The sequence below is a fragment of the Amycolatopsis sp. NPDC004169 genome, assembly GCF_040610315.1.
GTDB lineage: Bacteria > Actinomycetota > Actinomycetes > Mycobacteriales > Pseudonocardiaceae > Amycolatopsis.
In genome coordinates this window covers 19,745-39,573 of sequence record NZ_JBEXMD010000025.1, presented here as the reverse complement: position 1 = coordinate 39,573, position 19,829 = coordinate 19,745, and the positions used below count along the sequence as shown (strand labels likewise).

Annotated in this window: 23 protein-coding genes, 3 tRNA genes and 1 pseudogene; 19 read left to right on the top strand and 8 right to left on the bottom strand. The window is 70.6% G+C overall.

The genetic code is table 11. The annotated features are described in order from the left end of the window. Positions 1 to 121: 121 nt before the first annotated feature. The gene (locus ABZX11_RS29490; RefSeq protein ID WP_003097368.1) at positions 122 to 325 is read left to right on the top strand and encodes a cold-shock protein; all 204 of its coding nucleotides are present in this window, start codon (positions 122 to 124) and stop codon (positions 323 to 325) included. Positions 326 to 454: 129 nt separating this feature from the next. Here the strand turns inward: ABZX11_RS29490 and ABZX11_RS29485 are convergent, their stop codons facing one another. Beyond that, the gene (locus tag ABZX11_RS29485; protein ID WP_176178000.1) at positions 455 to 898 is read right to left on the bottom strand and encodes a hypothetical protein; all 444 of its coding nucleotides are present in this window, start codon (positions 896 to 898) and stop codon (positions 455 to 457) included. 973 nt (positions 899 to 1,871) lie between these two features. Here ABZX11_RS29485 and ABZX11_RS29480 point away from each other — a divergent pair. From ABZX11_RS29480 to ABZX11_RS29440, 9 genes are all read left to right on the top strand, one after another. Then, complete coding sequence (locus ABZX11_RS29480) at positions 1,872 to 2,126, top strand: hypothetical protein (RefSeq protein ID WP_086838175.1); 255 nt, start codon at positions 1,872 to 1,874, stop codon at positions 2,124 to 2,126. A gap of 151 nt (positions 2,127 to 2,277) precedes the next feature. Continuing rightward, the gene (locus ABZX11_RS29475; RefSeq protein WP_354918913.1) at positions 2,278 to 3,054 is read left to right on the top strand and encodes a hypothetical protein; all 777 of its coding nucleotides are present in this window, start codon (positions 2,278 to 2,280) and stop codon (positions 3,052 to 3,054) included. 117 nt (positions 3,055 to 3,171) lie between these two features. Further along, positions 3,172 to 3,244, top strand: a tRNA-Glu gene (locus tag ABZX11_RS29470). A 13-nt stretch (positions 3,245 to 3,257) separates the two neighbouring features. Then, positions 3,258 to 3,331, top strand: a tRNA-Asp gene (locus tag ABZX11_RS29465). A 31-nt stretch (positions 3,332 to 3,362) separates the two neighbouring features. Beyond that, positions 3,363 to 3,436 (top strand) — tRNA-Phe (locus tag ABZX11_RS29460). A gap of 66 nt (positions 3,437 to 3,502) precedes the next feature. Then, on the top strand, positions 3,503 to 4,072 hold the full coding sequence (locus tag ABZX11_RS29455; protein WP_354918910.1) for a class I SAM-dependent methyltransferase: 570 nt from the start codon (positions 3,503 to 3,505) through the stop codon (positions 4,070 to 4,072). Positions 4,073 to 4,086: 14 nt separating this feature from the next. After that, positions 4,087 to 4,449: a hypothetical protein gene (locus ABZX11_RS29450; RefSeq protein ID WP_354918907.1), complete on the top strand. Its 363-nt coding sequence runs from the start codon at positions 4,087 to 4,089 to the stop codon at positions 4,447 to 4,449. Positions 4,450 to 4,545: 96 nt separating this feature from the next. After that, positions 4,546 to 4,896, top strand: coding sequence for a YciI family protein (locus ABZX11_RS29445; protein ID WP_354918904.1), 351 nt, complete (start codon positions 4,546 to 4,548; stop codon positions 4,894 to 4,896). Positions 4,897 to 4,929: 33 nt separating this feature from the next. Continuing rightward, complete coding sequence (locus tag ABZX11_RS29440; RefSeq protein WP_354918901.1) at positions 4,930 to 5,721, top strand: arylamine N-acetyltransferase; 792 nt, start codon at positions 4,930 to 4,932, stop codon at positions 5,719 to 5,721. Here ABZX11_RS29440 and ABZX11_RS29435 read toward each other — a convergent pair. Both ABZX11_RS29435 and ABZX11_RS29430 read right to left on the bottom strand, forming a co-directional pair. Beyond that, positions 5,715 to 8,036: an EAL domain-containing protein gene (locus ABZX11_RS29435; RefSeq protein ID WP_354918898.1), complete on the bottom strand. Its 2,322-nt coding sequence runs from the start codon at positions 8,034 to 8,036 to the stop codon at positions 5,715 to 5,717. The genes ABZX11_RS29440 and ABZX11_RS29435 overlap by 7 nt on opposite strands. A gap of 65 nt (positions 8,037 to 8,101) precedes the next feature. Continuing rightward, complete coding sequence (locus tag ABZX11_RS29430; protein WP_254897028.1) at positions 8,102 to 8,830, bottom strand: rhomboid-like protein; 729 nt, start codon at positions 8,828 to 8,830, stop codon at positions 8,102 to 8,104. A gap of 170 nt (positions 8,831 to 9,000) precedes the next feature. On the opposite strand from ABZX11_RS29430, the gene ABZX11_RS29425 reads away from it, so the two are divergent. Further along, positions 9,001 to 9,543, top strand: a complete 543-nt coding sequence (locus ABZX11_RS29425) for a hypothetical protein (RefSeq protein WP_354918895.1) — start codon at positions 9,001 to 9,003, stop codon at positions 9,541 to 9,543. Here ABZX11_RS29425 and ABZX11_RS29420 read toward each other — a convergent pair whose 3' ends face one another. Continuing rightward, a complete protein-coding gene (locus tag ABZX11_RS29420; RefSeq protein ID WP_176173518.1) occupies positions 9,544 to 9,990 on the bottom strand; it encodes a pyridoxamine 5'-phosphate oxidase family protein in 447 nt (148 codons plus the stop codon). Between the two features lie 87 nt (positions 9,991 to 10,077). On the opposite strand from ABZX11_RS29420, the gene ABZX11_RS29415 reads away from it, so the two are divergent. Beyond that, a complete protein-coding gene (locus ABZX11_RS29415) occupies positions 10,078 to 10,617 on the top strand; it encodes a TetR/AcrR family transcriptional regulator (RefSeq protein WP_354918892.1) in 540 nt (179 codons plus the stop codon). On the opposite strand, the gene ABZX11_RS29410 is transcribed toward ABZX11_RS29415, so the two are convergent. Continuing rightward, positions 10,604 to 11,935: a nucleobase:cation symporter-2 family protein gene (locus tag ABZX11_RS29410; protein WP_354918889.1), complete on the bottom strand. Its 1,332-nt coding sequence runs from the start codon at positions 11,933 to 11,935 to the stop codon at positions 10,604 to 10,606. The genes ABZX11_RS29415 and ABZX11_RS29410 overlap by 14 nt on opposite strands. Before the next feature lie 82 nt (positions 11,936 to 12,017). On the opposite strand from ABZX11_RS29410, the gene ABZX11_RS29405 reads away from it, so the two are divergent. Together ABZX11_RS29405 and ABZX11_RS29400 are read left to right on the top strand one after the other, a co-directional pair. Beyond that, positions 12,018 to 13,157 carry a 5-methyltetrahydropteroyltriglutamate--homocysteine S-methyltransferase gene (locus tag ABZX11_RS29405; RefSeq protein ID WP_354918886.1) on the top strand — a complete coding sequence of 380 codons (1,140 nt, stop codon included), beginning with the start codon at positions 12,018 to 12,020 and terminating at the stop codon, positions 13,155 to 13,157. Next, positions 13,154 to 13,471 carry an NIPSNAP family protein gene (locus ABZX11_RS29400; protein WP_176173514.1) on the top strand — a complete coding sequence of 106 codons (318 nt, stop codon included), beginning with the start codon at positions 13,154 to 13,156 and terminating at the stop codon, positions 13,469 to 13,471. Before ABZX11_RS29405 ends, ABZX11_RS29400 begins: the two co-directional genes overlap by 4 nt. 39 nt (positions 13,472 to 13,510) lie before the next feature. Here ABZX11_RS29400 and ABZX11_RS29395 read toward each other — a convergent pair whose 3' ends face one another. Beyond that, positions 13,511 to 13,975 carry a hypothetical protein gene (locus ABZX11_RS29395; protein ID WP_176173513.1) on the bottom strand — a complete coding sequence of 155 codons (465 nt, stop codon included), beginning with the start codon at positions 13,973 to 13,975 and terminating at the stop codon, positions 13,511 to 13,513. Positions 13,976 to 14,091: 116 nt separating this feature from the next. On the opposite strand from ABZX11_RS29395, the gene ABZX11_RS29390 reads away from it, so the two are divergent. The 5 genes and pseudogenes from ABZX11_RS29390 (at position 14,092) to ABZX11_RS29370 (ending at position 17,257) form a co-directional block, all read left to right on the top strand. Continuing rightward, the gene (locus tag ABZX11_RS29390) at positions 14,092 to 14,874 is read left to right on the top strand and encodes an IclR family transcriptional regulator (protein WP_176173512.1); all 783 of its coding nucleotides are present in this window, start codon (positions 14,092 to 14,094) and stop codon (positions 14,872 to 14,874) included. Between the two features lie 57 nt (positions 14,875 to 14,931). Beyond that, entirely contained in the window at positions 14,932 to 16,146 is a 1,215-nt protein-coding gene (locus ABZX11_RS29385) for an FAD-dependent oxidoreductase (protein WP_354918881.1), read from the top strand. Next, entirely contained in the window at positions 16,143 to 16,265 is a 123-nt protein-coding gene (locus ABZX11_RS29380; RefSeq protein ID WP_354918878.1) for an FAD-dependent monooxygenase, read from the top strand. Before ABZX11_RS29385 ends, ABZX11_RS29380 begins: the two co-directional genes overlap by 4 nt. A gap of 61 nt (positions 16,266 to 16,326) precedes the next feature. Continuing rightward, positions 16,327 to 16,467: pseudogene (locus ABZX11_RS29375) on the top strand (4-hydroxybenzoate 3-monooxygenase); the annotation flags it as partial. A gap of 52 nt (positions 16,468 to 16,519) precedes the next feature. Continuing rightward, a complete protein-coding gene (locus ABZX11_RS29370) occupies positions 16,520 to 17,257 on the top strand; it encodes a Clp protease N-terminal domain-containing protein (RefSeq protein WP_176173509.1) in 738 nt (245 codons plus the stop codon). A 96-nt stretch (positions 17,258 to 17,353) separates the two neighbouring features. Here ABZX11_RS29370 and gndA read toward each other — a convergent pair whose 3' ends face one another. Then, positions 17,354 to 18,793 (bottom strand): NADP-dependent phosphogluconate dehydrogenase, encoded by a 1,440-nt coding sequence (gene gndA / locus ABZX11_RS29365; protein WP_354918875.1) that lies wholly within the window; start codon positions 18,791 to 18,793, stop codon positions 17,354 to 17,356. Positions 18,794 to 18,878: 85 nt separating this feature from the next. Then, complete coding sequence (locus ABZX11_RS29360; RefSeq protein ID WP_354918872.1) at positions 18,879 to 19,799, bottom strand: MBL fold metallo-hydrolase; 921 nt, start codon at positions 19,797 to 19,799, stop codon at positions 18,879 to 18,881. Positions 19,800 to 19,829: the final 30 nt, after the last annotated feature.

The following is a 19,829-nucleotide window of genomic DNA, read 5'->3' as shown; positions in this document are numbered from 1 at the left end:
ACTTCTGACGCGAGCCATGGAGCCGACACGCTCTTGACTCGACTCGTTGGAACCGCCCGGGACGGTCGGGGTGCCGCTTCGGTGGCATTCGAAGCGGATCTGTGTAACGAGGAGTACAGCGGTGGCGCAAGGCACTGTGAAGTGGTTCAACGCGGAGAAGGGCTTCGGCTTCATCGCGCAGGACGGCGGCGAAGGCGACGTGTTCGTGCACTACTCGGAGATCGAGGGCCGCGGCTTCCGCACCCTCGAGGAGAACCAGCGAGTGGAGTTCGAGGTCGGCCAGGGTCAGAAGGGTCCGCAGGCCCAGAAGGTCCGCGCGATCTGAAACCGAGGCTGAAGAAGCCTCGCAGGCCCTTTTGCGCGTCTTAAGGCCTGAGCGAAGGGCCCCCGGCTGGTGCCGGGGGCCCTTTCTCATGGGTTCTGGGCAGTTCGCCGCGGGTTCAGCGCCGTGGGTTCAGCGTCGCGCGACGGCCGGCGCGTCGAAGGCGTCGGCGGGGAAGTGGAACTCGTCGGTGAGGTCGCTGACCTCGCCGCTGCCGGCCTGCTGCCGCTGGTCGTGGGCGGAGGAGGCCTGCCCCTCCCAGTTGAGCCGCTCGAGGATCCATTCCTGGGCGAGCGCCTGCGGCGAGATGTCCCGCTCGGCGGCGATGTCCTTGAGCTGCTGGCTGGCGACGAGGCTCATCCGCAGCTGGTAGACCTGCGCTTCACCGAACCGCTTGCCGGACCCGGTGCTCTCCAGATCGTTCTCCGGAGCCAGGGCGGCGAGGTAGGAGGTGAGCTCGGTGTCCTCGACAACACCATCGTCCACCGGCTTCGCGGCACCACGATGACGACCGGAAGACGCGGCGGCTTTCAGGTTCGTACGGCTGCTCAAGCGGCCAAGGGAGGGAAGAGGCACGACGCCACGATAACGTTTAGATCTCGCCACACAAACCACTGTGAGCTACAACACGCGGAAAACATTCCCCATTCAGCCCAGCCACCACCCATTAAGCCCAACACCCAAGAACACAAAGCAACCCCCCAATAACAGAGCGGGTCGATCACCTCCAGCCCGAGAGCTCGGCGGGCTGGTGGGAGCACGAACGGCGAGGTCGAACCGCCGGAGCCCCCGGCAGGGTGAGGCACTGACGGCCCATCCACAACGCGCAGCGCCCGAAACTGTCGGTGCTCGCCGGTAACGTAAAAACCGGGGGCTCCCCTACGCGCGCGGGTTGCCGGGCTTAAACGCGGAAGCACCAGGTCGACGGCCGGCAGGGGCGTGGGGCTTGCTGCCCGACTCAGCTGGCTCGCCGGGGCCATGCCCCCGAGGCGCTTGCTGCCGAATGTGGCGGGGCTCGCAAGGGCGCGCAGCGCCCGAGGTGCCGCACCCGCGAACGGGCGGGTCGCCACCTAACTCAGCCAGACTCGCCAGGGCGCGCAGCGCCCGAAGCGAAAACCCAGCCACGCTGGAAGCCGAGCGCGAGGCACCGTGGGGGGTCCGGGGGGCTCGGCCCCCCGGGTCAGCACACCGAAATGATTGGCCCGCGGAGGGCGAAGCCCGAGCAGGGCCAAGAAATGGAGGACCCCCGCGCCAGGGGGAGGAACGCGGGGGTCGGAGGGGATCTCCACAGGCGCTGACCGGGGGTGTGTCAGCACCTCGATTGTTGCACGAGTTGGGTGGTTGGGCGAGTGGAGAGCGGGAAATTTCCCCGGCTGGTGTCACTTTGGCTCGGGGGTGACGTTCGTTCGGGTGGGGTTCTTCTTCGGTCTTGCCGATTGCGCTGCGTTGAGCGGAGCGTGGCCTCAGGTTCACTCTCCGGGGGGCTGTGTGTGGCGCCCGGCGCTGGTTAGCCTCGCGGCCAAGTTGTTGTGAGCCGTGTGGAGGGGCTATGAGCGGGTCTGTTGAAGTGCGGCAGTTCCTCCTTCGGTACGAAGGTGCCGATGGGGGGAGTGCGCCGTTTGCCGGTGCGTTGCCGGCGCAGCGGAGTGGGGCGGCTGACGCTCAGCGGGTGTCGGATGATCAGGTCCGGCGGGCTCGGCTGGCGGTGGCGAACGGTGCCCTGGGGGTCGAGGACTGTGTTCAGTTGCTGGAGATGCTGGGCCTGAACCTGGATGAGGACGGGCAGGCGCCGGTTCAGCGTTGAGCGGGCGGGCCTGGTGTGCCGACACCGGGCCCGTCTCGTGATATTTCCGCTGGTTGCGCCGCTTTTCGGCAAGTAAGTCCCAGGGGAGTGTCCGCTGTTTGACGCACGTTTCGTAACAGTGTTACGGTTGCGCTGTCGAAAGGGGACGGACATGACGACGATCGAAGGCGTGGCAGGACTGGCGAACCGCATCCGGCCGGTGGTGCAGGTGCTGGGCGGCAGGTTCATGACGTCGCCGGAGCTGGCCGCGGTCGAGGCGGAAGCGGGGCTGCCGCCGCGTTCGCTGTACCTGCGGGGGCGCTCGGCGGTGCTCGGGGACGTGCCGCCGAAGGTGGCCGCGGAGCTGTTCGGGATCTTCCCGCACTGGCTGTTCGAGTTCGTCCTGCCGCAGGCGACGAACGTCCTCGATGCGCCGGCCGCGGTTCGTGCCTACAGCGAGTCATCGGCTCGGTGGTCCCGCGTCAGCCTTTCGGCCGTACCGGAGCCCGGCCGCTTGGCGGAGCTGCTGTTCCGCGTCGTGGACGCCGCGGACGCCAGCGGGCTGGCGCTCTTCGCGGGCTGGAAGAACGCCGAGCGGCCCGCGGGCGACGTCGAACGCCTCGGCTTCGCGCTGATGGTCTTCCGCGAGCTGCGCGGCGGCCTCCACTTCGCGGCGCTGCGGGCGCTGGGCCTGTCCATCCCGGAGGCGGTGGTCGCGGACCCGGAGGGCGGCCGCGCGCGCTTGCTGCGCACGGCGTGGCCCGAGGACGCGGCCGACCAGCTGGTGGCGTCGGCGGAGCGCAAGCCGGACCTCCGCGACCGCTGGCACCGCGCCGAGGAACTGACCGACGACCGGGTCGGCGAGCTGCTGTCGTCGGCGCTGTCGGAGCCGGAGCAGGCCGAGCTTGATCGCCGCCTGGCGGATCTCGGTGCGTTTGCGCAGGTCTGAGCCTTGCGGGAGGCTTAAGGAACCCCCTGTGCAAAGCGGTGGCGGCGTGCCCTATGCTTGTAATCGCTCCCAGGGGAACCTGAGAGCGCGGTCGGTCGGTCACCCGAAACCGACCGGGCTCCCATCGTTCAGCGGCCTAGGACTCCGCCCTTTCAAGGCGGCAACGCGGGTTCGAATCCCGTTGGGAGTACGCAGTAAAGCAAGGCCCTGTGGCGCAGTTGGTTAGCGCGTCGCCCTGTCACGGCGAAGGTCGCGGGTTCGAGTCCCGTCAGGGTCGCAAGATCGTTCGGCTCCTTGCCGGCGTTCCCGGCCAGGTAGCTCAGTTGGTACGAGCGTCCGCCTGAAAAGCGGAAGGTCGCCGGTTCGACCCCGGCCCTGGCCACCCCCTGAGAAGCCGTCTTGACTCCGGTCGAGGCGGCTTTCTTGTGTGCTCAGCCAGGATGTGACCGTGACCGACGTCTGGGACGCCGAAGCCGCCACTTTCGACGATCAGCCCGACCACGGCCTGCGGGACCCCGCCGTGCGGGCCGCCTGGGCGGATTTGCTGCTGCCGCTGATGCCGCCGGCTCCGGCGGCCGTCGTGGATCTCGGGTGTGGGACCGGCAGTCTCTCCGTGTTGCTCGCCGAGGCCGGTCATGCCGTGTGTGGCGTCGATCTCTCCCCGCGGATGCTCGCGGTCGCCGCGGGGAAGTCGGCCGCGGTGGACTTCCGTGAAGGGGATGTCGCCGATCCGCCTTGTCCGCCGGGTTCGTACGACGTCGTCTTGGCGCGGCACGTCCTCTGGGCCATGCCCGACCCGGCCGCCGCGCTCGGGGCCTGGGTGCGGTTGCTGAAGCCCGGCGGCCGGCTGGTGCTCGTCGAAGGGCGGTGGTTCACCGGGGCCGGGATCGCGGCCGTCGAGTGCGAACGTCTCGTCCGCGCCCATCGGAACACCGCGACGGTGACCCGGCTCGACGACCCCGCGCTGTGGGGCGGCCCGATCGACGACGAAAGGTACGTGCTCGTCAGCCTCGGCTGAGCCAGGATCTGGTCGTGTACTGCCTGGAAGCCGTCATCGTCCGCGGCGCACCCGAACTCGACGGGTTCTGGAAGGTGCCGGCGGGGTTCCAAGACACCCTCGCCGCGTGCTCGGAGCTGGGGACCGTGGCCTACGTCGAAGCCGACTACTTCGGCGGGACCGGAACGCAGTCGGCGCAGGTGTGGCACCGCGGTGCCGTTGTCCTCGGTCCGGTGCGGGTGGCCGAAGGCGAGCGCTTCTCCGCGGCCGGCAGCCCGATTTCGCAGGCCCTGCGCGCGCTCGGCGTCCAGCGCGGTGGTCACGTCGACGAGTTCGACGCCGCCGGGCTCGGGCGGCACCGGCGGGTCGAAGGGTGGCTCGCTACGCCGAACGAGTGAACCGCGCGCACCCGTGTCCGGGCCACCGCGACAGCCTCGACCCACCGGCGAAAGGCAGCCCACCGGGGGCCGCCACCCACACACGGGGAGCCGGACGTGCGTTACCTCCTTACCCTCCACATGAACCCCACCCTCTGGGCCAGCCTCACCGACGACCAGAAGAACGCCGTCTACGCCGGGCACGGGGACTTCATCAAGCTCATCACCGAGTCCGGTGAGATGGTCGGGACCAAGGCACTCGCCGAACCCGGCGAAACCACGACCGTCCAGGTCGAGAACGGTGTGGCGCAGACCAGGACCGGCGCCTTCGTCGAAGCCGAAGCCTTCCTCTGCGGCTACTACGTCGTCGACGTCGAGAGCGAGGCGCGGGCCGTCGAGCTGGCCGCGAAGATCCCGGATGCCCAGTACACCGCCGTCGAGGTACGGAAGGTCGTCCACGAAGGTTGACCTCCAGCTTGGTCGAGGGTCCACCATGGATCCATGACCACCGAAGGGGAATGGGGCATTGACGCCGTCGACCTCGACGCCTACCTCGCGCGCGTCGGACAGCCGCGGCGGGCGCCGTCCGAAGCCGCTCTCACCGAACTCATGCGGGCTCACGCAAAAGCCATCCCGTTCGAGAACGTCGACGTCGTTCTCCGGCAGCACCAAGGGATCTCGCTCGACGTCGTGAGCGCGAAACTCGTCGGACGGCGGCGGGGAGGCTACTGCTACGAACAGAGTAGCCTCTTCGCCGCCGTCCTCGAGCAGCTCGGCTACACCGTGCACCGGCTTTCCGCGCGCGTGCAGCCGCGGCGGCCCGGGCCCTACACGCACATGACGCTCGTCGTCGACGTCGACGGGAAGCAGTTCCTCGCCGACGTCGGGTTCGGGGCCGGGATCCTCGACCCCATGCCGCTCGTCGACGGCCACGAAGTCGACCAGGCCGGCTGGGTGCACCGCCTCGAGCAACGCCAGGACTGGTGGACCCTGCAGAAGGGCGGCGAGGACATCCTCGAATTCCGCCTCAACGAGATGCACCCCATCGACTACGAGGTCTACCACCACTACACGTCGACGCACCCGAAGTCGCCGTTCCTCGGACGGCTCGTGGTCATGCGGATCGAGCCCGGCCTCAGCCGCAAGCTCCTCGGCCGGGAGCTCACCGTCGAAAAACCCGACGGCAGCAGCGAAACCACCACCATCGCGCCGGAAGAACTCGACGTCACCCTCAAGGACCTCGGCCTCGAGCTGACGCCGGACGAGCTGCAGCGCCTGAAGGCCGTCTACTGACCGAACAGCTCGGCCGCCGGCACCGGGCGGCCGAGGTGGTAGCCCTGCGCCTGGTCGCAGCCGAGCTCGCGGAGCAGGTCCACCTGCTCCGCCGACTCGACGCCCTCGGCGATCACCGTCAGGTCCACCGCGTGGGCCATCGCGATGATGCTGGTGACGATGGCTTCCGCGTCCCGTGACTCGGCGATCCCGGTGATGAACGAGCGGTCGATCTTCAGCGTGTCCAAGGTCAGCCGGCGCAGCTGGGCGAGCGACGAATAGCCGGTGCCGAAGTCGTCGATCGCCAGCAGCACGCCCAGGGAACGCAGGGACGCCAGCACTTCCGCGGCCGCTTCCTGATCACGCATCAACGCGCTTTCGGTGACCTCCAGGCATAGAGCGCCGGCGGGCAGCCCGGTGGCCGCCAGCGCGTCCTGCACCGCCGGCACCAGGTGCGGGTCGTCGAGCTGGCGGGTGGAGAGGTTGACCTTCAGCGTCAGGTCCAGGCCCTGGCGCACCCGCCGCCCGGCGAGCTCGCGGGTCGTCGTGCGCAGCATCTCCTTGCCGATCACGTTGATCAGGTCGCTCTCCTCGGCGAGCGGGATGAACTCCGCGGGCGAGATCGCGCCCTGGCGGGGGTGCGTCCACCGCATCAGCGCCTCGACGGCGACCATCTCGCCGGTCCGCAGGTCGACGACCGGCTGGTAGGCGGCCCAGAGCTGGCCGTCGTGGACCGCGTCGCGCAGGTCCTGTTCCATCCGCAGCCGCCGCTGCACCCGCTCGCGCAGCCCGACGTCGAAGAAGTGGTGACGCCCGCGGCCGAGTGCTTTCGCCTGGTACATCGCGACATCCGCGTCGCGCAGCAGGTCCTCGGCGCTGCGGCGGTCGTCGCGGGCGACGAGCACGACACCGATGCTGGCGTCCAGGTGCAGCTGCCTGCCGAGGACGCCGAGCGGCTCGGCGACCGCGGCCCGCAGGTGCTCGGCCAGCGCCCGGACCTCGCCCGGGTCGGTGACCTCGCCGGTGACGACGACGAACTCGTCGCCGCCCAGCCTGCCGACCAGGTCGTCGCGGCCCGAGCTGCGGCGCAGGCGTTCCCCGACGATCCGCAGCACCTGGTCGCCGACCGAGTGGCCGAGCGAGTCGTTGATGACCTTGAACTCGTCCAGGTCGAGGAACAGCACGGTGACCGCGCCGCGTTCGCACCTGTCGAGCCGGTCGAGCACCAGGGTGCGGTTCGCCAGCCGGGTCAGCGGGTCGTGGGTGGCGTCGTGCGCGAGCCGCGCGCTGATCGCGCGGGTTTCGGTGATGTCGGTGAACGACGTGACCACGGCCGGCGCCGCCGGGTCGTCCTGGTCGAGCAGCCGCGAGGTCAGCGACACCCAGACGTCGCGGCCGTCCGGCCGGCGCAGGCGGACGACCAGGCCGTTGTGCGTGCGGCCGGTCCGCCGGGTCTGCACCGACGGCAGCTCGTCCGGCGGGATCCACCGCCCGGACTCGGTGAACAGCGTCAGCGTGTGGCACGGGAGGCCGAGCAGGTCGGCCTCGGCGACGCCGAGGATCCGGCAGGCCGCCGGGTTGGCCGCTTCGATGAGCCCGCCGGGGCCCATCACGAGGACGCCTTCGTCCAGCGACGCGACCACCGTGCGGTAGTTCCGCTCGGCCCGCCGCCGCGCGGTTTCGTCGGCGCAGATGAGGACGTACCCGTCATTCATCTCAGCTGCCGAGACGCGGACCGCCAGGGGAGCGCCGTCCCGCCGCCGGTGCACCGCCTCCGCGACACCGCCGCCGCGCCGGATGGCAGGCAGGTCGAGCGGCGCGCCGACGAGCTCGCTCGCCCGCCGCCCGACGGCCTCGGCGGCGGTCCACCCGTACACCGCCTCGGCGGCCGGGTTCCAGCTGGTCACGACGCCTTCGCCGGTGGTCGCGATCAGCGCGTCGCTGACGTGCGACACCAGCGCGGCCTGGTAGCGGAGGGCGTCGGCGGCCGCCTTCTTCGCCGTGATGTCGCGCATGACCACCTGGTACGCGTCTTCGCCGAGGCGCACCAGCACCGTTTCGACGGCGAACTTGCTGCCGTCCAGCCGGGACATCAGGGCTTCGACGGGCTCGCTCGCCTGCCCCGGTTTCGTCAGCTTGCCGAGCGTTTCGAGCAGGACAGGGCGGGCGTCCTCGGCGACGAAGTCGGTGAACCGGCGGCCGACGACCTCGTCGGCCGAGCGCGCGGCGAAGGTTTCGAGGGCCGCGCGGTTGGCGTAGGTGAGCACGCCGTGCTCGTGCACGCAGATCGCGTCCGGACTCAGCTCGACCAGTTCGGCGAGCGAGTCGGCCTGCATGAGCGTCCGTCCCCCGTGAAGTCGGCGTGTGGCCCGTCGATTACACCACCGACTCCGGCCCCTGCCTACCCGGCGGAATCCGGGTCCGGCCTGCGGATGCGCGACTGCAGCCACGGTCCGCAGACCAGCAGCCCGAAGTGCGCGGCGAACGCGTGGCCGAGCAGCGTGACGATCGAGTCGAGACTGGTGGGGTCGTCGCTCAGCCAGATCGCCGCGATGAACGCCTCGGTCGCGGCCAGCGCCAGCAGCCGCACGCGGCCGGGCAGGAAGAACACGAGTGCGCCGGCGGTGGTGAAGAAGCCGTAGCTGACCCCGATGTCGAGCCAGTGCGCGGCCGAACCGGGCAGCACGTGCGCCGTGATCAGGGCCATCACCGGCAGTTCGGTGACGAGCGTGGCCACGATGTGGCCGGAGAAGAACACCAGCGCGGTGCGGCGGGCGCCGAACCGGCGTTCCAGCGGCGCGACGGCGACCGCGAAGATCAGCGCGTAGGGCAGCCAGCTTTCGCCGGGCAGCCAGATCGCGCTGGTCAGCAGCGAGGTCAGCGGGCGGCGCCAGAGGTTGTGGGCGTCGGTGCTGGACAGCCGGAGCAGCCGGTCCGTCAGTGCGGGGTCGGCGAACCGGAGCAGCAGCGTCGTGCCCAGCAGGAGCACCAGGTAGCCGAAGGTGAACGGCGTCGCCCTGGGGCTGGGGACGTACCGGAGCAACGCCCACGGGCTGCGGCGGCGCGCGACGGCGATCGAGGGGATCGGCCGGTCGGCTTTCAGCAGCATGGACCGAGCTTCGGTGGTCATGCTGGGAGTATCACGAGCGTCAGCTTAGAAAACGCTGTGGATGTCACTCACTGTCAGATCTTGCGTTACGTGACGAATTTTTGCCGCTACTTCACCCGTTCGGGGGGCTTTTACGGTAAGAATACGGCCACGATGACGGCCGAATGGGCCTCTCGGGAAGGTCTGCCGGGGTGAACGACGAGGTATCGGTCGCCGAGCTGCTCGTGCGCGAGGGCTGGGGCGATGGTCCGGGACCAGGCCAGTCACGCTGGCGGGTGGTCGCGGTGATGCTCGCCGTCATCGTGGGCTGCGGCGCCGCCGCGGCCCTGGTCGCCTTCGGCGGCAACCAGCGCCAGGACGCTTCCCCGGTCGACCAGATCCAGGTCATCCCGTTCCCCCAGCGCACCACCGGCCTGGGTGGTGCCGACCAGGCCACGGACTCACCGCCCGACGGCGGGATCGGCGGCGGCACCGGCGGCGACGTCGTCACCGCGTCGAACGAGCACCGCGGCACCGTCACCGAGGTGCCGGGCCGCGACCCGGCCACCGCGACCGGCGGCACCGGAACCGCGAGCCCGACCGCCACGCCATCCGGCTCCGACCCCTCGGCCACCGGCACCGCGACGACGACACCGCCGGGCAACCCGCCGCCGCCCTCCGGCAGCCGCCCGCCGACGCCGACCACCACGCCGCGGCCCGAGCCGTCGTGCATCCTGGGGATCATCTGCTGGTGATCAGGCCAGCTGCTCGGCGATGTCGCTGAAGTCCGAGGTGTTCCAGCGCTCCGGGCGCATCACGATCGCGATGTTCTGCCCGTGCGCCTCATCGGTCGCGTCGGTGTAGGCCTCGCTCACGCCCGGCGGCAGGTAGCGGGCCGCCATCTCGTGCCGCTGCGCCTTCGTCATCGGCCACGACTCGACGACCGGGCCCTCGACCGAGACGTACTTGTAGACGCCGTCCTGCTGCTGCACGCACAGCGCGAACCGGCCGGCCGCCTCGATCAACCGGGTCTTGCGCAGGCCGGGCGAGGTCATGATGACGACGTCGCCGCCCGGCTCGTAGCGGTACCAGATCGGCGTGGTCAGCGGCGCCCGCCCGGCCTCGGCCGCGACGCTGAGCACGCCGACCTGCGGCTCGGCGAGGAATGCTTCGCGCTCGTCCTTGGTCATCTTGCGGGCCATCTGGGTCTCCTTAAAGCCATTTGATTTGACTTAAGGCTAGCCACGGGTCGACCGCAAAAGCAAGTGACTTTGCTTTAAGATGAGCTCATGACCCGACCCGGCGGCCGCAGCGCCCGCGTCCGCGACGCGGTGCACGAAGCCGTCGTCGAGCTGCTCGCCGCGGGCGAGATCGACGCGGCCATCCCGAAGATCGCCGAGCGGGCGGGGGTGAACCCGACCAGCATCTACCGGCGCTGGGGCAGCCGGGACGCACTGCTGCTCGACGCGGCGGTGACCCGCCTGCGGGCGACGTCGCCGATCCCGGACACCGGTTCGCTGCGCGGAGACCTGCTCGGCTGGGCCGAGGGCGTCGAACGCGCGATGCGCGACCGGCGCGGCCAGATCCTGCTCCGCGCGCTCGTCGCGACCCTGCGCCCGGACGAGAAACCGCTCGAATACCTGCGGGCCCGCGGCGACGACCTGCAGGCCGCCCTCGACAAGGCCGCGGCCCGCGGCGAGCCGGTGCCGTCGGTCGACGAGGTGCTCGACTACGTACTGGCCCCGTTCTACCTGCGCGTGCTGTTCCGGCGCCCAGTCGAGCCGGGCACCGCGGCCGAGCTCGTCGGCCGGCTGCTCAGGACCTGTTGAGCAGGTCCGGCTCCGCGCGCCGGCCGAGGTGGTTGAACAGCAGGTTCAGGGCGAACGCCAGGATCGCCGTCACCGTGATCGAGCTGCCGAAGATCGTCTGCAGCCACGGCGGGAAGTGCTTGAAGAAGTCCGGCACGAACGCCGGCAGCAGACCGACCCCGAGCGCCACCGCGACGACGAAGGTGTTGTGGTTGCCGGAAAACTCGACCGTCCGGAGGTTCTGCGCGCCGACCGCGGCGACCATCGCGAACATCACCACCGCGACCCCGCCGACCACCGGTTCCGGGATGGCCGCGATGAACGCGCCGATCTTGGGCACCAGGCCCATCAGCACCAGGATCCCGCCGGTCACCGCGACCACCCAGCGGCTGCGCACGCCGGTCATCCGGACCAGGCCGACGTTCTGCGCGAACGCCGTGTCGGGGAAGGAGTTCATCACCCCGCCGAGCACGGCCGAGACGCCGTCGGTGGCCAGGCCGCGCGCAAGGTCGGCGTCGGTCGGCGGGCGCCCGGTGAGCTCGCCGACCGCGATCATGTCGGCCGTCGACTCGGTGAACGTCACCAGCATGACCACGCACATCGAGAGGATCGCCGCGACCGGGAAGGCCGGCGCGCCGAAGTGGAACGGCGCCGCGAGCCCGAACCACCCGGCCGCGCCGAGGCCGTCCCAGTGCACCAGCCCCATCGGGATCGCCACGACCAGCCCGATCGCCAGCGCCAGCAACGGCCCGATCTGGTTGGCGAACCCGCGCAGCACGCGGGTGAACAGCACCAGCAGCGCGACCACGCCGAAGGCCAGCCCGATGTGCGACGGCGCCGCGTAGTCCGGTGCGGTGCTGTCGTGGCCGGCGATCATCGCCGCGCCCGGTCCGAGCAGTGAGGCGCCGATGACCAGCAGCAGCGTCCCGGTGACCAGCGGCGGGAAGAACCGGATCAGCTTCGCGAACGGCCGCGCGATGAGCAGCCCGAACACACCCGAGGCGAGCATCGCGCCGTAGACCGCGGGCAGGCCGTACTGCGACGCGATCAGGATCATCGGGTTGACGACGCTGAACGTCGCGCCCGCCACCACCGGCAGCCGGATGCCGAGCAGCTTCCCGATGCCGACGGCCTGTATCAGCGTCGCGATGCCCGCGACCAGCAGATCGGCGTTGACCAGCAGCCCGATCGTCGCCGGGTCGAGCTTGAGCGCGCTGCCGACGATCAGCGGCACGGCCACCGAACCGGCGTACATGATCGACATGTGCTGGAGGCCGAGCAGGGCCAGCCGCCCGGCGGGCAGACCCCGGTCGACCGGGTGGACCGCGGATTCCGTCATGAGCGGACGGTAGCAAGTCCGGGGCGCGACGATCATGGTTCAGGGGGCGGCGCGAAGGCCGGGAATGTGTGACCATCGGTGCATGACTTCGGGTGGCGTTTCCCAGGCAGGCCCGCCGTTCCGCGCCGATCACGTGGGGAGCCTGCTGCGGCCCCCGGTGCTGCGCGACGCGCGTAGGCGGCACGAAAGCGGTGAGATCGGCGCGGAGCAGCTGCGCGCGGTCGAGGACGACGCGATCCGCGACGTGATCAAGATGCAGAAGGCGGCCGGGCTGAGCTCGGCGACCGACGGCGAATTCCGGCGCGCGTCGTGGCACATGGACTTCATCTACTCCCTCGGCGGCGTCTCGAAGAGCGACCAGCGGCTGCACGTCAAGTTCCACAACCTGGCCGGTGACCTCGAGTTCAGCCCGCCGGGGCTGCAGGTCGACGGCAAGGTGCGGCTCGACGAGCCGATCTTCGCCGACCACTTCCGGTTCCTGCAGTCCCATGTGGACCCGGGCGTGACGCCGAAGCTGACCATCCCGTCGCCGAGCATGGTCTACTACCGCGGCGGCCGGGCCGCGGTCAGTGAGAGCGTTTACCCGGACCTCGAGGAGTTCTTCGCCGACCTCAGCGCGGCCTACCGGCAGCAGGTTTCCGCCGTGCACGGCCTCGGCTGCCGGTACCTGCAGCTCGACGACACCAGCCTCGCCTACCTGAACGACCCGGCGCAGCGCGAGCTGGTCGCGCGGATGGGCGGCGACCCGGACACCCAGCACCTGCGCAACATCGCGACGATGAACGCGGCGCTGGACGGCCGTCCCGAAGACCTCACGGTGACCACGCACCTGTGCCGCGGCAACTTCCGGTCGTCCTGGGCGGCCGAGGGGAGCTACGAGTTCGTCGCGGAGGCGTTGTTCGGCGAGCTCGCCGTCGACGGGTTCTTCCTGGAGTACGACGACGAACGCTCCGGCGGCTTCGAGCCGTTGCGGTTCGTGCCGAAGGACAAGAAGGTGGTGCTCGGCCTGGTCACGACCAAGCGGCCCGAGCTGGAGGACCCGGACGTCCTGGTGCGGCGGATCGAGGAGGCGTCGCGGTACGTCGACATCGACCGGTTCTGCCTGTCCCCGCAGTGCGGCTTCTCCTCGACCGAGGAGGGCAACGACCTGACCGCGGACGACCAGATGCGCAAACTCGAGCTGATCGTGGCGACCGCCGACCGCGTCTGGGGCGGCCATTGATCACCTGCGTTGTCGACTACGTCATCGACCCGGCGAAGCTGCCCGACTTCGAACGCTTCGCCGCCGCGTGGATGCGCCTGGTGCAGCGGGAAGGCGGCATCCACCACGGCTACTTCCTGCCGGCGGAAGGGGCGAGCGACGAGGCCAGGGCGCTGTTCAGCTTCGAGAGCCTGGCGGCGTACGAGCGGTACCGCGGGCTGTTCGGCGTCGACCCGGACTTCATCGAGGCGGACAAGATCCGCGACGAGAGCGGGTGCGTGGTCCGGTACCGGCGCACGTTCATGCGCCCGCTGCTCCCGGACGACGACCTCTGACACGGGCTGCCCCGGGTGTGGCCCGGGGCAGCCTCCGGATCAGCCGCAATTGCCCCAGGTGAGGCGACCGCCCGCGGCGTAGGCCCCGGCACCGGTCGCGGTGCGCGAGATGTAGCTCTGGTACTGGACGCAGCGGTTGTTCGCCGCGCCCTTGGCCGCCGCGTAGTACTTGAACGCGCCGACGTTTCCGATCCAGTCCGGGGTGCCCTGGATCCACAGCCAGGCTTCGGTGTACGTCGGCGTGCCGATGTCGATCGATTTGATGGTGGCGACGCAGTTGGCGTGCGCCGAGTTGTACATCAGGTAGACATCGCCCCACTTGGCCGAACCGTACTTCACCTCGCGGTGGCCGTCGGACGCGTACGACCACGAACCGCCGAAGTCGTTGGCGCACGCCTCCGCTGCGGTGTACGGGTTGGCCGCGGCCGAAGCCGACGGCGCCGCGAGTGCGGCCGCGCCGAGCGCGGCGGCCACCGAGATGCTCAATTTCGCCCAGAGTTTCACGTGTTCTCCCCTCGTTGCACCGTCTCCGGCGAGACGGCACCCCTCCTCACGCCTCCGCGCCACAGCGGGTTTAGCCGCGGCTTGCGGCATTTCCCGCGGGTGCGAAAACTGACCCCATGCGACACAGCGCGCAGCGGCCGCCGTCGGTGGTGGATCGCGTCCTCGACCTGCTGGGCGCCTTCACCGCCGATCGGCCGCGGCTGACGCTGTCCGAACTGAGCCGCCGGGCCGGGCTGCCGCTGTCGACCACGCACCGGCTCGCCGGCGAGCTCACCCGGCGTGGGGCACTGGTCCGCGACGAAACCGGGGCCTTCCGCGTCGGGCTGTGGCTGTGGGAAGTCGCCTCCCTCGCGCCGCACGGGGCCGAGCTGCGGGAGAGCGCGATGCCGTTCCTGGAGGACCTCTACGAAGCCACGCACCAGAACGTGCAGCTCGCGGTGCTCGACGGGCCCGAGGTCGTCTACGTCGAGCGCATCTCCGGCCGGGGCGCGGTCAACGTCCTGACCCGCGTCGGCGGACGGCTGCCCGCGCACGCCACCGGAGTCGGGCAGGTGCTGCTCGCGCACGCGCCCGCCGAGGTCCAGGAGGAAGTCCTGGCCGGTCCGCTCAAGACGTTCACCCCCAAGACGATCGGCTCGCCCGCGCGGCTGCGGCGGGTGCTGGCCGACGTCCGCCGGGACGGCTACGCCGTCAGCGACGGCCAGATCGAGCTGATCGCCCTGTCCGTGGCCGCCCCGGTCCGGGACGCGACGGACGACGTCGTGGCCGCGATCTCGGTGGTCGTCCCGGCGGCCGGGACGGACCCGCGGACGCTGGTCCCGGCGGTGCGGGCGGCCGCGCGGGGGATCTCGCGGGTGCTGGGCGCACCGCGGCCGTCCGGTGGGCCGCGCCTCGACTGACCGCGCCCGTTGTGGTCGGATGAGGTCGAGGGCAACCGGATGGGGTGAGGAGAAGGAATGACCACCGTGCTCGTCGTCGGTGCCGGTCAGAGCGGGTTCCAGGCCGTGGCTTCGCTGCGGGACCGGGGTTTCGCCGGCCGGGTCGTGCTGGTCGGGGACGAGCCCGGCGTGCCCTACCAGCGGCCGCCGCTGTCGAAGGCCTACCTGGCCGGGACGGCCGGGCTCGAGCAGCTGCACCTGCGCGGTGAGGACTTCTTCGCCGAGAAGGACATCGAGCTGGTCTCCGGCCGGGTCGCGGAAATCGACCGCGCGGCGGCGAAGGTCCGGCTCGAAGACGGCCGCGAACTGGACTACGACTTCCTCGTCCTGGCCACCGGCGCCCGCAACCGGACGCTGCCGGTGCCCGGCGCGGACCTCCCGGGCGTGCTGACCCTGCGCACCCGCGACGACGCCGACCGGCTCCGCGAGTCGCTCGAACGGGCCGAGCACGTCGTCGTGGCCGGTGGCGGGTTCATCGGGCTGGAGTTCGCCTCGCACGCCGGCCGCCCGGTGACGATCGTCGAGATGCAGGATCGGCTGCTCAACCGGGTCGCGACGCCGGAGATCTCCGCGTACTTCGCCGACCTGCACCGCAACGCCGGGCACACGGTGGTGCTCGGCCAGGGTGTCGCGGCTCTCCACGGCGACTCGCGGGTGCGGGAGGCCGAGCTGTCCGACGGCACCCGGCTGCCCGCCGACCTGGTCGTCGTCGCCGTCGGCGTGGTGCCCGAAACGTCGCTGGCCGAGGCGGCAGGCCTGCCGGTGCGCAACGGCGTCGTCGTCGACGCGCACCTGCGGACGGCGGACGAGAAGATCTTCGCCATCGGCGACTGCGCCAACTTCCCGTGCGTGCAGGCGGGCGCCGAGACCCGGCTGGAGTCCGTGCAGAACGCCGTCGACCAGGCCCGGTGCGTGGCCGCGGCGATCACCGGGACCGCGGAACCGTACGCCAGCCTGCCCTGGTTCTGGACCGACCAGGCCGGCGCCAAGCTGCAGATCGCCGGCATCCTCTCGGGCGCCGACCGCACGGTGGTCGCGGGCGACCCGGCCGCGGGCAAGTTCTCGGTGCTGTCCTTCCGCGACGACGTCCTCATCGCGGTCGAGTCGGTGAACCGGCCCGCCGACCACATCGCGGCGCGCCGCCTGTTCACGGCCGAGCCGAAACCCGCGTACGCCGACCTCGAAGCGAGCGATTTCGACCTCAAGGCGCACCTGAAGTCACGAGCGGCGTGACGCGCACGCAGGTCGCGGTCATCGGTTCCGGCCCAGCCGGGTTGCTGCTGTCGTTCCTGCTGCACCGGCCCGGGATCGACTGCGTGGTCCTGAAAGCCCGCGACCGCGAGTACGGCTGACCGCGCGGCTCGAATTCGAGGGCGAGTTCACCTTGTGCGAAGGCCCGACCTCGATAAGGGCATCACGACGATGCTGCACACCGACCCGCACGCGGATGGCTTCACGCGGCAGTTGCAGCTGTCGCAGTTGCGCTTCGCGACGTCGTCACACGCGGCCGCGACGAGCCTGGCTGAGAACTACGTCAGGCTGCCGCTCGCCTGAGATCGTCAACTGTAGGTTGACGCAAAGAGATCGTCAACCTACAGTTGACGGTATGACCCTGCCCTTCAACGTCAAGCTCGACGACCTCATCAACGCCATCAAGAGCAACCACGACCACGACGCCCTGGCCCAGCTGACCGACGCGGTCTACCTGGGCCAGCACCTCGGCGAGGTGGCTGACCACCTGATCGGCCACTTCGTCGATCAGGCCCGGCGGTCCGGGGCGTCCTGGACCGAGATCGGCGCCAGCATGGGCGTCACGAAACAGGCCGCCCAGAAGCGGTTCGTGCCGAAGGTGGATCCCGGCGGCGACCTGAGCGGGAACATCGAGCGCGTCTACGGCCGCTACACCGACCGCGCGCGGCACGTCGTCGTCGAAGCCCAGAAGGCGGCTGTCACGCACGCCAGCCCGGAGATCGACACCGTGCACATCGTGCTGGGCCTGCTGACCGAGCCCGCCGCGCTGGCGGCCGGGGCGATCCTGGCCCAGGGCGTGCAGCTGGACGCCGTCCGCGAAGCCGCCGAAGCGCGGCTGCCCGAGCCGGTCGACCCGGTGCCGAACGTGGTCCCGTTCTCCGCCGCCGCCAAGAAGACCCTCGAGCTGACCATGCGCGAAGGCCTGCGGCTCGGGCACAACTACATCGGCACCGAGCACATGCTGCTGGCCCTGCTGGAACAGGGCGAAGGCAGTGGCTTCGAGGTGCTCGACGGCCTGGGGGTCAAGAAGGACAAGGCCGAGGCGAAGATCGTGGAGGTGCTGGCGGAACTCCTCGCCGCCCGGGGGCAGTGAGGCTCCTGCTGGCCGCCGCGCTGCTCGCGGTGGTCCTGGTGACGCTGCTCTGACCGGGTGGGACCAGGGGGTCTTCCCGGTCAGAGCAGCGGCCGGTCAGGCTTCGGACTCCGGGCGGCCGTCGGCGGCCCAGGCCGTGTGGAACGAGCCTTCGCGGTCCACCCGGCGGTAGGTGTGGGCGCCGAAGAAGTCGCGCTGGCCCTGGACCAACGCCGCCGGCAGGCGGTCGGCGCGGAGGCCGTCGTAGTACGCCAGCGCCGTCGAGAAGCCCGGCGTCGGGATGCCGAGCTGGACCGCCGTCGAGATCACCGAACGCCACGAGTCCTGGGCATCCTCGACCGCCTTGCGGAAGCCGCCCGAGGTGAGCAGCGTCGGCAGCTGCGGCTCCTCGGCGTAGGCGGAGGTGATGTCGTTGAGGAACTTCGCGCGGATGATGCAGCCGCCGCGCCAGATCGAGGCGACCTTGCCGAGGTCGATGTCCCAGCCGTACTCGGTCGCGCCCGCCTGGATCTGGTTGAAGCCCTGCGCGTACGCAACGACCTTCGACGCGTACAGCGCCTGCTCGACGTCGTCGGCGAAGCGCTCCAGCGCCGATCCGGACAGCGGAGCCGCCGAAGGGCCGCCGAGCCCGCGGGCCGCCGCGCGCAGCGGCTTGGACCCGGACAGCGAACGCGCGAAGACGGCTTCGGCGATGCCCGAGATCGGGACACCGAGGTCGAGGCCGATCTGCACCGTCCAGCGTCCGGTGCCCTTCTGCTCGGCGGCGTCCTCGACGACGTCGACGAACGGCTTGCCGGTCGCCTGGTCGACGTGCGCGAGCACCTCGGCGGTGATCTCGATCAGGTAGGAGTCGAGCCGCCCGGTGTTCCAGGTGCGGAACACATCGGCGATCTCGGCGGGGGAGTAGCCGCCGGCGTGGCGCAGCAGGTCGAACGACTCCGCGATCAGCTGCATGTCGGCGTACTCGATGCCGTTGTGCACCATCTTGACGAAGTGGCCGGCGCCGTCCGCGCCGATGTGCGTGCAGCACGGCTCGCCGTCGACCTTCGCCGAGATGTCCTCGAACAGCGGGCCGAGCGACTCGTACGACTCCTTCGAGCCGCCGGGCATGATGCTCGGCCCGTGCAGCGCGCCTTCCTCGCCGCCGGAGACGCCGCTGCCGACGAAGTGCAGGCCGCGCTCGCGCAGCGCCTTCTCGCGGCGGCGCGTGTCGGCGAAGTGCGCGTTGCCGGCGTCGATGATCACGTCGCCCTCTTCGAGCAGCGGCGCGAACTCCTCGATGACGGCGTCGGTCGGGCCGCCCGCCTTGACCATGATCACGACCTGCCGCGGCCGCTCCAGCGCGTTGACGAACTCCTGCGCGGAGTACGCCGGGATGAAGTCGCCCTCGTCGCCGAACTGCTCCACCAGCGCGCGGGTCCGCTCCTCGGACCGGTTGTGCAGGGCCACCGTGTGGCCGTGCCGGGCCAGGTTGCGGGCCAGGTTGCGGCCCATGACCGCCAGGCCGGTGACCCCGATGCTCGCCTTCTTGCTCATCCGAATCCTTCCGAAGTCTCTCTCGATTCAGACACTAGTCCGATCGACGCCTCATGGGAGGCCACGGAGGAGCAGCTCACCTAGTTCAGGAGAAGCAGCGGATGGGTCCCTTGTTGAAGGCGAGCATGTCGGTGATCGCGGCGACCAGGTCGATGTCCGCACCCCACTCGGCGCCGTCCAGCTCGGCGTACGCCCGGTGCAGGTTGCCGGGTAGCCGCTCTTGCTCGGAGAGCGACGCGAACTCGCCGAGGTCCGTCTCCTTCGCCAGCTCCAGCGGCGACAACCCGGCGGCCTTCCCGCGCTCGGCCGTCCGCTGGACGAACTCCAGGTACCGGTCGACGGTGTCGACGACGTCGAGCCCGCACGGCCCACCGTGCCCGGGCAGGATCACCACCGGATCCAGCTCCCGGATGATGTCGAGACCCTGGCGCCACCCGGCCACCGAGCCCATCAGCGCGAACGGGCTGCCGCCGTGGAACACCAGGTCACCGGCGTAGAGGACCCGCTGGGCGGGCAGCCAGACCAGGACGTCGTTGGTCGTGTGGGCCGCGTGGCCGGGGTGGATCAGCTGGATCTCGACGTCGCCGGCGTACAGCGTGAGCCGGTCGTCGAAGACGATCTCGGGCGGCCGGGACCGCAGTTCGCCCCAGTCGCTGCCGACGAAGACGCCCTCGAACGTCTGGATGCCTTCGGCGACCAGCAGCTCACGCGTCTTGCGGTGGCCGACCACCGCGGCGCCCTCGACCAGGTAGTTGCCGTTGGTGTGGTCACCGTGGTGGTGGGTGTTCACCAGCGTCGTCACCGGGCTGCCGGTGGTCGCTTCGACCGCGGCGAGCAGCGCGCGCGTGCGCCGCTCGGTCGAGCAGGTGTCGATCAGCACGGTGTGGTCGCCGGCGTCGACGAACCCGCAGTTGTTGATGTACCAGGAGCCGTCCGGCTGGACGTAGCCGTGGACCTGGTCGGCCAGCCGGGTGACGGCGGCGGCGGAGGGCGAACGATCGGTCACGGGGTCACTATGCCCGAGAGCAGGCTCCGC

Coding starts and splice junctions, on each gene's coding strand:
- ABZX11_RS29420 (WP_176173518.1), bottom strand. CDS start 9,990: ATGGCCCGCAAGATGACCAAGGACGAGCGCGAAGCATTCCTCGCCGAG.
- ABZX11_RS29410 (WP_354918889.1), bottom strand. CDS start 11,935: ATGACGGAATCCGCGGTCCACCCGGTCGACCGGGGTCTGCCCGCCGGG.
- ABZX11_RS29480 (WP_086838175.1), top strand. CDS start 1,872: ATGAGCGGGTCTGTTGAAGTGCGGCAGTTCCTCCTTCGGTACGAAGGT.
- ABZX11_RS29405 (WP_354918886.1), top strand. CDS start 12,018: ATGACTTCGGGTGGCGTTTCCCAGGCAGGCCCGCCGTTCCGCGCCGAT.
- ABZX11_RS29370 (WP_176173509.1), top strand. CDS start 16,520: ATGACCCTGCCCTTCAACGTCAAGCTCGACGACCTCATCAACGCCATC.
- ABZX11_RS29415 (WP_354918892.1), top strand. CDS start 10,078: ATGACCCGACCCGGCGGCCGCAGCGCCCGCGTCCGCGACGCGGTGCAC.
- ABZX11_RS29440 (WP_354918901.1), top strand. CDS start 4,930: ATGACCACCGAAGGGGAATGGGGCATTGACGCCGTCGACCTCGACGCC.
- ABZX11_RS29390 (WP_176173512.1), top strand. CDS start 14,092: ATGCGACACAGCGCGCAGCGGCCGCCGTCGGTGGTGGATCGCGTCCTC.
- gndA (WP_354918875.1), bottom strand. CDS start 18,793: ATGAGCAAGAAGGCGAGCATCGGGGTCACCGGCCTGGCGGTCATGGGC.
- ABZX11_RS29435 (WP_354918898.1), bottom strand. CDS start 8,036: ATGCAGGCCGACTCGCTCGCCGAACTGGTCGAGCTGAGTCCGGACGCG.
- ABZX11_RS29430 (WP_254897028.1), bottom strand. CDS start 8,830: ATGACCACCGAAGCTCGGTCCATGCTGCTGAAAGCCGACCGGCCGATC.
- ABZX11_RS29385 (WP_354918881.1), top strand. CDS start 14,932: ATGACCACCGTGCTCGTCGTCGGTGCCGGTCAGAGCGGGTTCCAGGCC.
- ABZX11_RS29475 (WP_354918913.1), top strand. CDS start 2,278: ATGACGACGATCGAAGGCGTGGCAGGACTGGCGAACCGCATCCGGCCG.